Source organism: Culicoidibacter larvae (assembly GCF_005771635.1).
Classification (GTDB): Bacteria; Bacillota_I; Bacilli_A; order Culicoidibacterales; family Culicoidibacteraceae; genus Culicoidibacter; species Culicoidibacter larvae.
In genome coordinates this window covers 249,441-264,823 of the sequence record NZ_VBWP01000001.1, presented here as the reverse complement: position 1 = coordinate 264,823, position 15,383 = coordinate 249,441, and the positions used below count along the sequence as shown (strand labels likewise).

Annotated in this window: 15 protein-coding genes and 1 other annotated feature; of the genes, 2 read left to right on the top strand and 13 right to left on the bottom strand. The window is 39.3% G+C overall.

The annotated features are described in order from the left end of the window. Positions 1–36 precede the first annotated feature (36 nt). From hpt to rplK, 11 genes are all read right to left on the bottom strand, one after another. On the bottom strand, positions 37–564 hold the full coding sequence (hpt, locus tag FEZ08_RS01380; RefSeq protein WP_138189905.1) for a hypoxanthine phosphoribosyltransferase: 528 nt from the start codon (positions 562–564) through the stop codon (positions 37–39). Positions 565–579: 15 nt separating this feature from the next. Continuing rightward, positions 580–1,911: a tRNA lysidine(34) synthetase TilS gene (gene tilS, locus FEZ08_RS01375; protein WP_138189904.1), complete on the bottom strand. Its 1,332-nt coding sequence runs from the start codon at positions 1,909–1,911 to the stop codon at positions 580–582. A gap of 12 nt (positions 1,912–1,923) precedes the next feature. Beyond that, positions 1,924–2,337, bottom strand: a complete 414-nt coding sequence (locus tag FEZ08_RS01370; RefSeq protein WP_138189903.1) for an FtsB family cell division protein — start codon at positions 2,335–2,337, stop codon at positions 1,924–1,926. A 45-nt stretch (positions 2,338–2,382) separates the two neighbouring features. Beyond that, entirely contained in the window at positions 2,383–2,673 is a 291-nt protein-coding gene (locus FEZ08_RS01365) for an RNA-binding S4 domain-containing protein (protein ID WP_138189902.1), read from the bottom strand. A gap of 76 nt (positions 2,674–2,749) precedes the next feature. Continuing rightward, positions 2,750–6,418, bottom strand: a complete 3,669-nt coding sequence (rpoC, locus tag FEZ08_RS01360) for a DNA-directed RNA polymerase subunit beta' (RefSeq protein ID WP_138189901.1) — start codon at positions 6,416–6,418, stop codon at positions 2,750–2,752. A 106-nt stretch (positions 6,419–6,524) separates the two neighbouring features. After that, positions 6,525–9,965, bottom strand: a complete 3,441-nt coding sequence (gene rpoB / locus FEZ08_RS01355; protein ID WP_138189900.1) for a DNA-directed RNA polymerase subunit beta — start codon at positions 9,963–9,965, stop codon at positions 6,525–6,527. A gap of 123 nt (positions 9,966–10,088) precedes the next feature. After that, positions 10,089–10,697, bottom strand: coding sequence for a class I SAM-dependent methyltransferase (locus tag FEZ08_RS01350; protein WP_138189899.1), 609 nt, complete (start codon positions 10,695–10,697; stop codon positions 10,089–10,091). A gap of 131 nt (positions 10,698–10,828) precedes the next feature. After that, complete coding sequence (rplL, locus tag FEZ08_RS01345; RefSeq protein ID WP_138189898.1) at positions 10,829–11,197, bottom strand: 50S ribosomal protein L7/L12; 369 nt, start codon at positions 11,195–11,197, stop codon at positions 10,829–10,831. Between the two features lie 60 nt (positions 11,198–11,257). Further along, positions 11,258–11,758: a 50S ribosomal protein L10 gene (rplJ, locus tag FEZ08_RS01340; protein ID WP_138189897.1), complete on the bottom strand. Its 501-nt coding sequence runs from the start codon at positions 11,756–11,758 to the stop codon at positions 11,258–11,260. A 52-nt stretch (positions 11,759–11,810) separates the two neighbouring features. Continuing rightward, positions 11,811–11,934: a sequence feature (ribosomal protein L10 leader region), on the bottom strand. Between the two features lie 73 nt (positions 11,935–12,007). Next, positions 12,008–12,694, bottom strand: a complete 687-nt coding sequence (rplA, locus tag FEZ08_RS01335; RefSeq protein WP_138189896.1) for a 50S ribosomal protein L1 — start codon at positions 12,692–12,694, stop codon at positions 12,008–12,010. Between the two features lie 110 nt (positions 12,695–12,804). Further along, positions 12,805–13,230, bottom strand: coding sequence for a 50S ribosomal protein L11 (rplK, locus tag FEZ08_RS01330; RefSeq protein ID WP_138189895.1), 426 nt, complete (start codon positions 13,228–13,230; stop codon positions 12,805–12,807). 257 nt (positions 13,231–13,487) lie between these two features. On the opposite strand from rplK, the gene FEZ08_RS01325 reads away from it, so the two are divergent. Further along, positions 13,488–14,150 carry a LexA family protein gene (locus tag FEZ08_RS01325; protein WP_138189894.1) on the top strand — a complete coding sequence of 221 codons (663 nt, stop codon included), beginning with the start codon at positions 13,488–13,490 and terminating at the stop codon, positions 14,148–14,150. A 34-nt stretch (positions 14,151–14,184) separates the two neighbouring features. Further along, a complete protein-coding gene (locus FEZ08_RS12150) occupies positions 14,185–14,355 on the top strand; it encodes a hypothetical protein (protein ID WP_171014868.1) in 171 nt (56 codons plus the stop codon). A 76-nt stretch (positions 14,356–14,431) separates the two neighbouring features. Here FEZ08_RS12150 and FEZ08_RS01320 read toward each other — a convergent pair whose 3' ends face one another. Together FEZ08_RS01320 and FEZ08_RS01315 are read right to left on the bottom strand one after the other, a co-directional pair. Beyond that, complete coding sequence (locus FEZ08_RS01320; protein ID WP_138189893.1) at positions 14,432–14,887, bottom strand: YehR family lipoprotein; 456 nt, start codon at positions 14,885–14,887, stop codon at positions 14,432–14,434. A gap of 115 nt (positions 14,888–15,002) precedes the next feature. Next, the gene (locus FEZ08_RS01315) at positions 15,003–15,320 is read right to left on the bottom strand and encodes a hypothetical protein (protein WP_138189892.1); all 318 of its coding nucleotides are present in this window, start codon (positions 15,318–15,320) and stop codon (positions 15,003–15,005) included. Positions 15,321–15,383: the final 63 nt, after the last annotated feature.

The window sequence follows — 15,383 nt, the reverse complement described above, 5'->3', positions numbered from 1 at the left end:
CCGTTCAATAAGTAATCTGTTATTTAAATCAAATTACTATTCGCTTTTATAAATACCAATATAATTTAGTGTACGGTAATGCTCATCGAAATCCATCCCATATCCGATAACAAACTCATTTGGAATTGTAAAGCCAACATAATCCGCCTCAATTTCTACGGTACGACGCTCTGGTTTATCCAGCAGGGTCAGTACCTTAAGACTTTTAGGATTACGTAATTCTAAAATATCCATCAATTTCTTTAGTGTTTGTCCGGTATCAACAATATCTTCAATGATTAACACATCCCGGCCCTCGATAGGCACCGTTAAGTCGAGTAAAACTCGAAGCTCATTCGTTGATTCAGTTCCTTTGTAACTTGAAATTCGCATATAATCAAGTTCAATATGAACTAACTCAACATGCTTTAGCACATCAGACATAAATGGCTGTGCACCTTTCAATACGCCGACAAAAATCGGATTCTCCTTGTCAGCATACTCCTTCGTCAATAATTCCCCTAATTCCTTATTGCGCTTTTCAATTTCAGCTTCACTAATCAATACTCTCTCAACGTTTTGCATAATGCCCTCCAAAATCTACTTGTTCACTTGCTCCATATATAATGGGCAAGCTCCAATAAAATTATGTTTCTTCACGCTATCCGCAACCGCATACTCACCAACAATCAAAATTTGACCTTGGCTGTCGACAATAATCGGAACTTGCAAACGCTCACTTTGAGGAACCTTTTTATCAATAAAGATCCTGCTCACTTTTTTGCTTCCGCCATGAGCCATTTGAATTCGATCACCACGCAAAAATGCACGAATATACAGTGGAAAAACAACCATACTTTTTTCAATAAAATATCCAGTCATTTCCTCGGTATGCGACTCATTATCCAAAACTATTTTTATATTATCTATAAATTGCATACCTGCATTTAATTGTACCTTATTTAAAGGGGTAATTACAAGAGGGTACGCAAACTTTATTATATCATATTCACGAATTATTGATGTATTTTGTGCAATATAAAACACTGCATTCGGTTTTATCCCGTTTCGCAACCAATTCAGTACTAAATCAGTCTTCTCTGCAGCCGCATCACTTCCAGTATAGCGCCGCAATAATTCAGCCATAACTAAGCCTTGCAAATCTTCATCAACAAGCAAAAAACGCTCCCGCGACAAACTCATCTGATGCTCTGAAAATACCACAACCTCATCAATACAACGAGCCACTAATTTATCAACATAACGATTCTGGGTTGCCACCATATCCAACAAGCGCTGCACATGTGCATAACTCTGCTCATTCTCACCCATTAATTGCGGCACCACATTATGACGTAACCGATTCCGCAAATAATCCTCGCTGGCATTACTCTCATCCTCAACAAACTCAACCATGTTTTCTGCAGCGTAAGTAATCACTTGCTTTTTAGTCAGAGAAATGAACGGCCGCAAAACTTTCACGCCATCAAAGTGGCTGACCGGCCGAATGCCGGCCAGCCCGCGCGGGGAAGTACCCCGAACCAAGCGCATCAATACCGTTTCCACCTGATCATCAGCATGATGCGCGGTTAAAATTGCCTGTGCCTGCATCTCCTGGGCAACCCGCACAAAACTCTGATACCGGAACTGATGAGCAAAATCATGAAAATTTTTACCCGCACCCATTTCCGGCAAATCAAAAATCCGATACTCAAAACCATAATCACCGCAAACACGCTCAAGCAAAGCAAGTTCCGTTGGAATCTGCAAAGGCCGCTTATGATGGTTAACATAAACGGCCACAACAGCAATATTTTGTTGTTTTAAGGCATGCAAAAGCACCATTGAGTCTACGCCGGTAGAAACACCAACAACCACTGGCTGCACCTTATTTAATTCTAAACAGGCTACACGCTGTTCAACACTACTCATTGGTTGCTCCTTCTAATCATTCGGCAACATAAAAATAATTTCATTATCTTTAGCCATAAAATATTTTTCCCGGGCATATTGTTTCAAATACTCAGGGTCCTGCATCCGTTTCAATTCTTGCTCAAGCTCAATACCACGAGCAACCGCAGCATCATATTCTGCTTGCGCTGTCTGCTTCTCATTTAGAGCTGTCAAATACAACGCAAAGGTGCTGCCGATTAAGTAAAAACAAAACGCCAGCACAAGCGCTGAAACAGTAAATCCAACCGTCATCCGCCGCTTCGAAGCCGCACTTACCTTGCCCGCCTTCTTCTTCGACTTCGGCGATTTATTACTTCCACCGCTCTTCATCGTTGCACTCTTCGCCGACTGCTCTTTGCGCGCCCGAATCTGCTCTTTCTTGCGCTTATCATCACGTTTACTCATTGGTATCACCCCGTTTTCACTTCAATTTATATTATAGCAAATTTGTTACTCATCGTCATCAATGAGTTCTGAATCAACCTGTTCCAACTTCTCATTTTTAATAATTTCATACAGCGTCGCTGCCTCTTCCTTACGCACATGTTCTTTAATCTGTTCAATTTTGGCAACTACTAACTTATTTCCATAGCGAATAGTAATCTCATCACCAACTTGCACATTAGCACCCGCCTTAACAACGCGATCATTAATCATTACTCGCTTAGCATCACATAACGTTTTTGCCAAACTACGCCGCTTCACTAAGCGTGAAATCTTCAGATATTTATCAATACGCATAATCTTGTTCCTCCTTTTTTTACTTAAATAGAAAAATAAAGTAGCAGAAACTGCTACTTTATTTTAAACTTTTCAACTAGAAAGAGAAAGTCTCTTCATTCTCTTTTTCAAATACAAATTCTTCTTTGTAGTCGAACGCTTCATCTTCATCAAAAAGGTTAATATCATTAATATTTTCGTCATCAACAACAATATCGCGATATGTTGAGAAGCCAGTTCCGGCCGGAATTAATTGTCCAATGATTACATTTTCTTTTAATCCGAATAAGTGGTCAGCTTTTCCTTTAACTGCAGCATCAGTTAACACACGAGTTGTTTCCTGGAATGAAGCAGCTGATAAGAATGAGTTCGTTTCAATTGAAGATTTTGTAATTCCCAGTAATACCGGACGGGCAACCGCCGGACGTTTACTATCAGTAAGTGTTTCGTTATTGGTACGTGTATATTGTTGCATATCAACAAGAACACCTGGTAAAAGGCTTGTATCCCCTGAATCAACAATACGTACTTTACGCAACATCTGACGAATAACAACTTCAATATGTTTATCTTCAATATTTACCCCTTGCAAACGGTAAACTTTTTGTACTTCTTTCAATAAGTAGCTTTGCAATTCAGTAATTCCACCAAGCAACAATAATTCTTTCGGGTCAATAACCCCTTCAGTCAATTGTTGTCCGGCAACTACCATATCACCTTCACTTACAGCAATACGAGCACCGTAAGGAATAATATTATAGCTACGTGTTTCGAATTGGTTTTCAATAACGATTTCGCTCTTATCTTTTACCAAATCAATAGAAATAACCTTACCATCGATTTCACTCAACACTGATTTCCCTTTCGGGTTCCGTGCTTCGAAAATCTCTTGGATACGCGGTAAACCTTGGGTGATGTCGCCTCCGGCAACCCCACCGGTATGGAACGTACGCATGGTTAACTGTGTTCCCGGCTCACCGATTGATTGTGCCGCCATAATACCTACAGCTTCACCAATCTCTACGTTTTCGCCAGTAGCTAAACTGCGTCCATAACATTTTTGACAAACACCGTGATCGGTATTACATGTTAAGATTGAACGAATTTCTACTTCTTTTACACCAGCATCAATAATTTGTTGCGCAATTTCATCAGAAATGAATGACTCTGCAGCAGCAATTAATTCACCGGTTTCCGGATGCCATACAGTTTTACTTGCATAACGTCCAACAATACGGTCAAATAAAGGCACAATCTCTTTTCCTTTTTCAAGGAATGCAGAAACAAGGAAACCTTTATCAGTATGACAGTCATGTTCACGAACAATAATATCTTGTCCAACATCAACCAGACGACGAGTTAAGTACCCTGAATCGGCTGTCTTAAGTGCAGTATCGGCTAACCCTTTACGCGCACCATGGGTAGAGATAAAGTATTCCAATACGGTTAAACCTTCACGGAATGAAGATTTGATTGGAAGTTCAATGGTTTCCCCTTGCGGGTTAGCCATCAATCCACGCATTCCGGCTAACTGAGTAAAGTTCGACTTATTCCCACGCGCCCCACTATCTTGCATCATGAAGATTGGGTTAGTGCTATGGTTTTCTTCAAGTTCATGCATTAAGCGATCTGAGATTTCATCTTTTGCTTTATCCCAAACAACACATACACGATCTTTACGTTCTTCATCAGTCATCAGACCGCGGTTATAGTAACTCCAGATTTCATCAACTTGCTCTTGAGCACGGTCAACAATTTCTGTTTTCTCATCTTTTAAAGTAATTACATCTGAAAGACTTACGGTCATTCCGGCAATTGTTGAGTAACGGAATCCGAGATCTTTCATTTTATCAAGCATACGTGAAGTAACCGTTGTACGGTACTCTTTAAACACCCGCGAGATAACTTGCTCGAACGCACCTTTTTTAAATGGTTTAAGCGGTTCTGTATCAGCAATAAATTGTTTAATATTAGCTCCCATACTTAAGAAGTGACGCTCTGGTGTTGTTGCTTCGTTGATATCTCTGGAATCATTTAAATATGGTAATGTTTTTGGCAATACATCATTGAAGATCAATTTACCAACAGTAGTAATTAAATATTGTTCTTGTTGTTCATCGGTAAATGATTCTTTATTCAACTCATCTACTTTAATTGCAATCCGGGCATGTAAATGCAATTGTCCGGTTTGATAGGCAATTAATGCTTCGTCAAGACTAGTGAAAGCAGAACCTTCGCCAAATGCCCCTTTACTTTCCATCGTCAGGTAATAATTACCTAAAACGATATCCTGTGAAGGTGTAACAACTGGTTTACCATCTTTCGGGTTCAAGATATTGTTAGCAGCAAGCATTAAAATACGTGCCTCTGCCTGTGCTTCTTGTGATAAAGGTACATGGACTGCCATTTGGTCACCGTCAAAGTCGGCGTTAAATGCAGTTGTAACCAATGGGTGCAAACGGATTGCTTTCCCTTCAACAAGACGCGGTTCAAACGCTTGGATACCCAAACGGTGAAGCGTAGGCGCACGGTTTAATAATACCGGATGCCCTTTAACGATATCTTCCAACACTGGATATACTTGTTCGTCACGAACTTCAATCATGCGTTTTGCAGTTTTGATGTTTTGTGCCAAACCACGTTCAGTCAATTCGAAAATAACGAACGGTTTGAATAACTCAAGTGCCATTTCTTTCGGTAAACCACATTGGTACATTTTTAATGTCGGTCCAACTACAATAACTGAACGTCCAGAGTAGTCAACCCGTTTACCAAGTAAGTTTTGACGGAAACGTCCTTGTTTCCCTTTTAACATATGTGACAATGATTTCAATGGACGGTTTGCAGGACCGGTAACAGCCTTACCACGACGTCCGTTATCAATCAAAGCATCTACTGCTTCTTGTAACATACGTTTTTCGTTTTGCACGATAATTGTCGGTGCATTTAACTCCAATAAACGTTTCAAACGGTTATTACGGTTAATTACCCGGCGGTATAAATCGTTCAAATCACTCGTTGCAAAACGACCACCATCTAACTCAACCATCGGACGTAAGTTAGGTGGAATAACCGGTAATGCTTCAAGCACCATCCATTCAGGATTATTTTGCGATTGACGGAATGATTCAACAACCTCAAGACGACGGATAACCCGCACCCGTTTTTGACCTTGTGCAGTTTTTAAATCTTCGCGCAATTCATTGCTTTCAGCCTCTAAATCTAATTGTTGCAATAAGATTTGAATTGCTTCAGCACCCATTTTGGCATTAAAAGTATTGCCATATTTATTGTAATAAGCACGGTATTCACGCTCGCTCAGCAATTGTTTATGCATAAGCGGTGTATCTCCAGGCTCAGTAACTACATACGAAACGAAGTAAATAACTTCTTCCAATGATTTCGGTGACATATCTAAAAGTAATCCCATACGGTTAGGAATTCCTTTAAAATACCAAATATGTGAAACCGGTGCAGCTAATCCAATATGTCCCATGCGCTCACGACGAACACTTGACTTAGTAACTTCTACACCACAGCGCTCACAAACAACGCCTTTATGACGAATTCGTTTATAGCGGCCACAATGACATTCCCAGTCACGAACCGGACCAAAAATACGCTCACAGAATAATCCGTCACGTTCTGGTTTTAAAGTACGATAGTTAATGGTTTCAGGTTTTTTTACTTCTCCATGCGACCATTCAAGAATTTTCTCTGGTGATGCAAGTCCTACACGGATATAACTAAATTTATTAATTCCCATTCACTCGAACCTCCACTTTCTTATAGATTTCAGTGTTTTTATCAGGAGTGAATGAACTATTCGTAGCGAATAGTTCATTCACGGTTTGTTTACAGTGCTGTATGACTTAGGCGTCCTCTTCGATTTCATTCAACTCGATAATTTGATCATCTTTGTCATAAATCGAAACATCAATTGCTAATGACTGTAACTCTTTAATAAGTACACGGAAAGATTCTGGAATTCCAGGTGTTGGAATCGGTTTACCTTTTACAATTGATTCGTAAGTTTTACCGCGTCCCATGATATCATCAGACTTGATTGTCAAGATTTCTTGTAAGGTATTTGATGCACCATATGCCTCAAGTGCCCAAACCTCCATCTCACCAAAACGTTGTCCACCAAACTGAGCTTTACCTCCAAGTGGTTGTTGTGTTACTAGTGAGTAAGGACCATTTGAACGAGCATGTAATTTATCATCAACCATGTGGGCAAGTTTAATCATATACATGACCCCAACTGATACACGGCCATCAAATGGCTCACCGGTACGACCGTCATAAAGAACAGTTTTTCCATCCGAATCCATTTGTGCCTCAGCCATCATAGCTTCAAGATCATCTTGTGAACATCCGTCAAATACTGGAGTTGACGTATGAACGCCAAGACGTTTTGCCGCCATTCCCAAGTGGATTTCTAAAATTTGCCCGATATTCATACGAGATGGTACCCCAAGTGGATTTAACATGATGTCTACAGGTGTTCCATCCGGTAAGTATGGCATATCTTCTGCTGGGAGAATACGTGAGATAACCCCTTTATTCCCATGACGTCCAGCCATTTTATCCCCTTCAGAAATTTTACGTTTCTGAACAATGTATACACGAATTACTTCGTTGACACCAGGGCTTAATTCATTTCCGTTTTCACGAGTAAAGTGTTTTACATCAAGGACAATTCCGTCACCACCATGTGGTACTCGTAATGATGTATCACGAACTTCACGCGCTTTTTCACCAAAGATTGCATGTAACAAGCGTTCTTCTGGCGATAATTCGGTTACCCCTTTAGGCGTTACCTTACCAACAAGAATACTTCCGTCAGTAACTTCAGCACCAATACGGATAACTCCGCGCTCATCTAAATCTTTACGCGCGCTTTCTCCAATATTAGGAATATCGCGAGTAATTTCTTCTGGGCCTAATTTAGTATCACGGCATTCAATTTCATACTCTTCAATATGAATTGATGTATAAACATCATCTTTTACCAGACGTTCACTCATGATAACTGCATCTTCATAGTTGTATCCATTCCAAGTCATGAAGGCAACAACAACATTGCGCCCTAACGCTAACTCACCTTTATCCATTGAAGAACCATCTGCAATGATTTCTCCGGTTTGAATAGTTTCACCTAAACGAACTAATGGACGGTGATTATAACAAACACCATGGTTTGAACGAACAAATTTGTATAATTTATAGCTATCGATACCTTCTTCAGTTTCAATCTCAACCTTAGTAGCATCAACATATTTAACGAGTCCGCCGCGTTTCGCAACAACCGCAACTCCACTGTCTTTTGCAGCTAAATGTTCCATACCAGTTCCAACAAATGGTGCTTCCGGTACAAGTAAAGGAACTGCCTGACGTTGCATGTTCGCACCCATTAAGGCACGGTTGGCATCATCATGCTCAAGGAAAGGAATACATGCTGTTGCAACCGATACAATTTGTTTCGGTGATACATCAACAAGGTCAACACTTTCTTTTTCAATAACGATGTTTTCCCCACGGTGGCGGGCAACAACTTCATCATCTAAAATTTCGCCATTTTTACCTAAACGAATATTCGCTTGGGCAACAACATATTGATCTTCCTGGTCAGCGGTAACATATAAAATATCATTAGTTACTCGACCTTCTTTATGGTCAACAATACGGAATGGTGTTTGAATAAATCCATACTCATTAATACGTGCATACGTTGATAATGAGTTGATCAAACCGATATTCGGTCCCTCAGGCGTTTCAATCGGGCACATACGACCATAATGCGAATAATGCACGTCACGTACGTCTGAACCGGCACGCTCACGAGTTAATCCACCAGGCCCTAATGCTGAAAGCCGGCGCTTATGCGTCAACTCCGCAAGTGGGTTAGTTTGGTCCATGAACTGTGACAACTGAGAACTTCCGAAGAATTCTTTAATTACCGCAGAAACCGGACGAACATTAATCAATGATTGTGGCGTTAAACTATCAGTTTCCTGAATTGACATACGCTCACGCACAACCCGTTCCATACGAGTTAACCCAATACGGAATTGGTTTTGTAATAATTCTCCAACTGAACGAATCCGGCGATTTCCTAAATGATCAATATCATCATAACGGCCAACACCTTCTAAAATATTAAAGAAGTAGTTAATTGAAGCTAAAATATCACTGATCGTAATAAAATTCTCAGTGGTGTTATAGTTTCCAACAACTTTAATCACTTTTTCAGTCTTTTCATTTGCGTAAACATACACTGATTGAATTTGCGTTTCACGCTCATCCAATCCTTGGAAATTAATTGTTTCCAACGCAGCTCCGGCTTCTAAATGTGGAATTAATCCATCAAGAACTTCATTAGTAATGAAGGTTCCGGTTTTACAAACAACTTCACCGTCAATACTAATAATATCGCGCGCCAAAATTGTTCCTAAAATACGTTCAGCAACATTTAATTTTTTATTAAATTTATAACGTCCAACTTTTGCCAAGTCATAACGTTTATGATCAAAAAAGCGTGTAAATAATAAGTTTTTCGCTGCATCAACTGTTGGTGGTTCACCTGGACGCAAACGTTTATAAACTTCTAAAAGTGAACTCTCGACAGTTTGATCTGAACTATCACGATCAAGAGTCGTCAAAAGCGCTTCACTTTCGCCAAGCACATCAAGAATCATAGCATCTTTTGAAAATCCAAGCGCCCGCAAGAAAACCGTAATTGGTAGTTTACGTGTGCGGTCAACACGGATGTTAACAGTATCTTTAATATCAGTTTCGTATTCGAGCCAAGCTCCGCGGTTAGGGATAACCGTAGCACCTACAGCAATACGACCGGTTTTATCCATCGCTTGAGAGTAATAAACTCCCGGAGAACGAACCAACTGTGATACGACAACCCGCTCAGCACCATTAATAATAAATGTTCCTGAATCGGTCATCATCGGAATATCACCCATGAAAACAGTTTGTTCCTTCACTTCACCGGTTTCAAGGTTGTACAAACGTAACAACACTCGCAACGGGCTTGCATGGTTAACGTCTTTTTCTTTTGCTGCATCTACTGAGTTTTTTGCCTCTTCCCAATGCAGATCAACAAAGTCAATTTTCAATGTACCTTGAGTATCATGAATTGGAAAAATATCTCTGAATACCTCACGAATTCCTTCAGTTTTAAACCATTCGAATGAATCTTTCTGGATTTCAATAAGGTTTGGCAATTCCAAAGATGATTTGATTTTTGAAAAATCAATACGATCTCGGCGACCGTATTTTACAGTATGTCCTACCAAGTACGCCACGCTCCCTTTATTATATAAACTACTTCGCCTTAACTCTCAAAAATGCACAGGAAAAATGCACGTCAAAAGAAAGACGTAGGCATCATATTATATTACCAAAAAAAGTCAATGTTGTCAACGAGTTTTTACTCTTGGACTTTTGGCTTTAATAATTTGATATCCCTTCTTTTTCGCAACTATTTCTACATTATCAAATAATTCTTCAAGTTTCTTTTCGCTCGATGCTGCTCCTTGTTTCTTCTGAATAACAATCCACAGCTCACCATCGTCAGCTAAAATACCTGCTGCTTGTTCATAAATCCGGAAGACGACATCTTTTCCGGCACGAATCGGTGGATTAGTTATAACAACATCTGTCTTTGTATTTAAAAGTTCGGTCAATGCATCACTACGCAACACTTGCACTAACGTTTGGTTTCGTTCAGCGTTTTCCTCCGCCAAAAGCAAGGCGCGATCATTAACATCTACTAATGTCATTCGCATGTGATGAATCTTGCTTAGCACAACACCGACGATTCCATATCCGCAACCAACATCAACTCCTGATGCAGCCGCCTTATAAGGTTCAAAATGCTCCAACAAAAGCGCTGTCCCAAAATCAACCTTGTCTTTCGAGAAAACCCCAATATCACTGATGAATGAAAATCGCTCACCGGCAATAACTGTCTCAATAACCCGGCGTTTTGATTCCAAATTATTGTTATTTGTATAATAATGGGTCATACTATCCCTCATTTCTCGACTTAATACAAAAACAACAGATGCAAAGACTCATCTGTTGTTTATAGCCGAAAACCGCGATTAAGCGCGGCTTCCGGCCCGTATTTTTCTTAATAAATCAATTCTAAAAGTAATTATTTTACTTCTACAACTGCTCCAGCTTCTTCTAATTTAGCTTGTAATGCTTCAGCTTCTTCAGGTGCAATACCTTCTTTGATTGGGCTTGGAACATTATCAACTAAGTCTTTAGCTTCTTTTAATCCTAAACCAGTGATTTCTTTAACAACTTTAACAACTGCGATTTTTGCAGCTCCTGGGCTTGTTAAGATTACACTTACTTCGCTTGGTGCCGCTGCTGCTGCGTCTCCGCCAGCTGCCGCTACTGCAACAGGTGCTGCTGCACTTACACCGAATTCTTCTTCGATTGCTTTAACTAAATCGTTTAATTCTAATACTGTCATTGATTTTAATTCTTCAATGAATTTTGCTTTATCAAATGCCATGATAAAATCCTCCTTAAATTTTTTAAAAAATAAATTTGTCTATTAACGTAAACCCGTTAATTATGCTTCTTCTTTTTGTTCTGCGATCGCATTTGTCGCCACGGCTAAACCGCGTACCGGCGCTTGCAATACAGAAAGCAACATAGAAAGTAAACCATCGCGGCTTGGTAAGCTTGCCAATTCTTTGATAACTGCCAAGTCAACAACTTTGCCTTCGATAACTCCGGTTTTGATTTCAAGTGCTTCGTGTTCTTTCGCGAACTGGCTTAAAACCTTTGCCGGCGCAACAACGTCTTCATTACTGAATGCGATTGCGTTTGGTCCAGTCAAATGTTCATTTAAACCTTCGTAACCAAGTGATTCTGCAGCACGGCGAACCAAGTTATTTTTGTAAACTTTGAATTCAACGCCTGCTTCACGCAAGTTACGACGCAACTGAGTAACTTCACCAACTGATAAACCGCGGTAATCAACTACGATAGTTGATTGGCTGGCATTCATCTTATCGGTAACTTCATTTACTAACTGTTGTTTTTGTTCAACTGCTTGAGCGTTTGCCATTGTTCGTGCACCTCCCTGTAAATTTTAATGAATACTTCGAGTCTTCTACTCACAGCGAAGAAAAAAACTCCCTGCACCAAATAGCGCAAAGAGTTAAAATAACTGCATTCTTTACACCTCGGTAGGAAATTAAGCCCTTAGGCACCTACTGTCTTTGGTATTCATCTATTATTATTATACTGATTTTGCTTTTTTTGTCAAGGTGTAAAACGTAAAAAACTGCGGTGCTGAACACCGCAGTTTTGATTATTATTTTTCGCTGGCTACGCGTACTCCAGGACCCATTGTAGAAGTCACTGAAATATTTTTCACATAGACACCTTTTGCTGATGATGGTTTTACACGAAGCAATGTTTCGTAGATTGCATTAAAGTTCTCTACTAATTTTTCTGCATCGAATGAAACACGTCCGATTGGTACATGTACGTTTCCGGCTTTATCCACACGGTATTCAACTTTACCAGCTTGAATATCTTGGATTGCTTTAGTAACGTCCATAGTAACAGTTCCGGTTTTAGGGTTTGGCATTAAACCACGTGGCCCTAAAACTTTCCCTAATTTACCAACTTCGGCCATCATATCCGGAGTTGCAACTGCAACATCAAAATCCATCCATCCTTGTTGGATTTTGTTTACTAAGTCGCTATCTCCTACTAAGTCAGCGCCAGCAGCTTCTGCTTCTTTCGCTTTTTCACCTTTCGCGAATACAATTACGCGAGAAGTTTTTCCGGTTCCGTGCGGCAATACCATTGCGCCACGAATTTGTTGATCCGCTTGACGAGGGTCAACTCCTAAACGGAAAGCAGCATCTACTGATGCATCAAATTTTACTGTACTTGTTTTTTTAACAAGGTCCATTGCTTCATTAACATCGTAAGATTTTTCACGATCGATTAAGGCAGCAACTTCTGTATACTTTTTGCCTTTTTTAGCCATTATTTTTTCCTCCTAATGTGGTACTTGCGGAATATCCTCCCACAGTTAATGAGGTGCTAATCTATGATTTCGATTACCACTCATTCTTTACATTTACAACTAATACTCAATTAGTCTTCAATAGTAATACCCATGTTACGGGCAGTTCCGGCAACAATATTCATTGCTGCTTCAACGTCGTTTGCATTTAAGTCAGGCATTTTAATTTCTGCCACTTCTTGCAATTGAGCTTTAGTAATTGAAGCAACTTTTGTTGTTTTCGGATTTGAAGCTCCTTTTGCGATACCAGCTGCTTTTAATAACAATTTTGCTGCTGGCGGCGTTTTAGTAATGAATGTAAATGAACGGTCTTCATATACGGTAATTTCTACCGGAATAATCGTTCCCATTGATTCACGCGTTTTATCATTGTATTGTTGACAAAACTCCTGAATGTTAACTCCTGCTGGTCCCAATGCAGTCCCAACTGGTGGCGCAGGATTCGCTTTACCTGCCTCAATTTGTAACTTAATAATGCTACTTACTTTTTTAGCCACGAGACACACCTCCTAAAAATTTGATGTCTGTGATGTGGTAAATATTGGATGATGTAAATTTCATCCTCCCACACAAAAACTGAACACCAAAAGTGTCCAAATAAGATTATACCAAAGCTAAAGCTTTCTGACAAGTTGAAATTTCAACCATTTTTGCTTATATATAAGGATAAAGAACCTGTTTGTAAAATTAATTTTACATTTGTGTTGACATTCCGTAAAATATATTTTACAATAAGAACATGAGGTGATTGCTAATGAACAAACTCGGTCTATATATCAAGGCATATCGCATGGAACACAACATGTCAATTCGCGAATTTGCTGCTCATGCAAATATCAGTCATACCAGAATTGCTGATATTGAAAAAGCCAGCAGTGACCAAGATATCAATTTGAATATGAAAATGTATGAACAGCTTGCCGAAGCACTTGGCGTTGACTTCACTACATTCTTATTGGAAATCGGATTACTGGACAGCGAAATACTTTCCTCGCCGACAATTACAGCAAGTGATTTAGTTCAAGTTCCGGTACTTGGGGTTATCCGTGCCGGCGAACCAATCTTCGCAGAAGAAAGCATCATGAGCTATGAAAGCATTCCGCAAAGCGATGTTCAGGGCGGCGAGTACTTTTGTTTATTAGTTACCGGAGACAGTATGAAAGACGCCCGCATTTATGATGGCGATACTATTCTCATTCGTCAACAAGCAGATGTTGCCAACCGAGAAATCGCAGCTTGTCTGGTTGATGGCGAAACCGCAACATTAAAACGGATTATCAAAACCGGACAGGGTATATTCTTACAGCCGGAAAATCCGAAATATGACCCACTGTTCTTTACCAAAGAACAATTAGCAAATCACGAAATGGTTATTTTAGGAAAAGCAATTAAAGTTCTGCCAAGAACTATACATTAATATAAGAGGTATATAAAAGAAGGAGTGTTTAACTATGGTAGTTTTAAAAACAGGAAAGAAAACAATTAAATTTAATTACAATTCATTTGCAAGTGATGTGGCTCGTGCAGTCAAAAGAACTACATCTGTGTTGGCAGTTGGCGCATTAGTATTGTCTGGGGTATTTATGGCAACTTTCGCTTTCATTTGTTTATTAGCATTATAATTTTTACAGACTTATAACTTAGATGAGGAAAAAAAGACCGAGGATTAAATCCTCGGTCTTTTTTATTTTCTCTAAATTATTCAGTTACTTTTGTATATCCTTGACTTAAAAGCAATTTTTCGCTTTTTTCAAGACTTACACCATTCTTAGCATTTTCGTCCATAGTAATGCCAGGAATCGTTTTTGCTTTATCATAATCTAAAGTTGCATAATCAATTTCCAAAGTTTCAATAACTTCAGTGTCAGTATATTCAACACTATGTTTGATTCCTGCAACATTTTGATATTGTACTGCAACAGGATCCAGGATTGCTTTAGCATCCTCTGCATTTGTAACACCTATGCTTGTATATGGGATTTTATTATTTGCTGTCTGTTTTGTAACATTATCACCCGTATGATAATAAGTTAACTCCATAGTTACACCATTACTTTCAGCAACATAAGTCGTTGTTTCCTCTTGCGGAGTGGCACATCCCACCATTGCCAGAGCTAAGCCGAAAACAGCTAAAACACTTAAAATTCTCTTCATTTTGATAACCTCACTTCTCTATATTACCAACTTATTATAACATGTTTGTATATTCTTGTTAGAAAAAAATAATCCGCACCGGTTCTCCGGCGCGGATTATCAAATGATATTTTAGTTATTCCTTACCAACTTCGCTGGCACTTAAAAAAGCATTGTAGCGTAACAGCGGTAATAAAATATGTTCCATCAAAGCCTGCAGCTCCTCAGAATTATTAATTGTTATCGGCTCTTTGACACCAAAAAAATCCGGCATCAATTTTAAGATTTCCGGCAAGAACTCAATTGCTGCATAACTCTTAGCATATGATTGCAGAAATGCTAATGCTTGCTCGCCGGAATTATTGCCAAAATGCAACTCCATAGTTTTGATAACTGTTTGCAGTTCCTCTTCAATTTGCGGATCCATTGGATCTACAGTATTGTTATTACTCATCAAATCACTCGCTTTCTCAAATAAAAGGAGCCTTAACGGCTCCTTTATTATTTAGATTGTTTG

Bases quoted from the DNA above. Each gene is read 5' to 3' on its own strand.
- FEZ08_RS01370 (WP_138189903.1), bottom strand. From the start codon at position 2,337: ATGAGTAAACGTGATGATAAGCGCAAGAAAGAGCAGATTCGGGCGCGC.
- rpoC (WP_138189901.1), bottom strand. From the start codon at position 6,418: ATGGGAATTAATAAATTTAGTTATATCCGTGTAGGACTTGCATCACCA.
- tilS (WP_138189904.1), bottom strand. From the start codon at position 1,911: ATGAGTAGTGTTGAACAGCGTGTAGCCTGTTTAGAATTAAATAAGGTG.
- rplA (WP_138189896.1), bottom strand. From the start codon at position 12,694: ATGGCTAAAAAAGGCAAAAAGTATACAGAAGTTGCTGCCTTAATCGAT.
- FEZ08_RS01320 (WP_138189893.1), bottom strand. From the start codon at position 14,887: ATGAAGAGAATTTTAAGTGTTTTAGCTGTTTTCGGCTTAGCTCTGGCA.
- rplJ (WP_138189897.1), bottom strand. From the start codon at position 11,758: ATGGCAAACGCTCAAGCAGTTGAACAAAAACAACAGTTAGTAAATGAA.
- FEZ08_RS01325 (WP_138189894.1), top strand. From the start codon at position 13,488: ATGAACAAACTCGGTCTATATATCAAGGCATATCGCATGGAACACAAC.
- FEZ08_RS01350 (WP_138189899.1), bottom strand. From the start codon at position 10,697: ATGACCCATTATTATACAAATAACAATAATTTGGAATCAAAACGCCGG.
- hpt (WP_138189905.1), bottom strand. From the start codon at position 564: ATGCAAAACGTTGAGAGAGTATTGATTAGTGAAGCTGAAATTGAAAAG.
- FEZ08_RS01365 (WP_138189902.1), bottom strand. From the start codon at position 2,673: ATGCGTATTGATAAATATCTGAAGATTTCACGCTTAGTGAAGCGGCGT.
- FEZ08_RS01315 (WP_138189892.1), bottom strand. From the start codon at position 15,320: ATGAGTAATAACAATACTGTAGATCCAATGGATCCGCAAATTGAAGAG.
- rplL (WP_138189898.1), bottom strand. From the start codon at position 11,197: ATGGCATTTGATAAAGCAAAATTCATTGAAGAATTAAAATCAATGACA.
- FEZ08_RS12150 (WP_171014868.1), top strand. From the start codon at position 14,185: ATGGTAGTTTTAAAAACAGGAAAGAAAACAATTAAATTTAATTACAAT.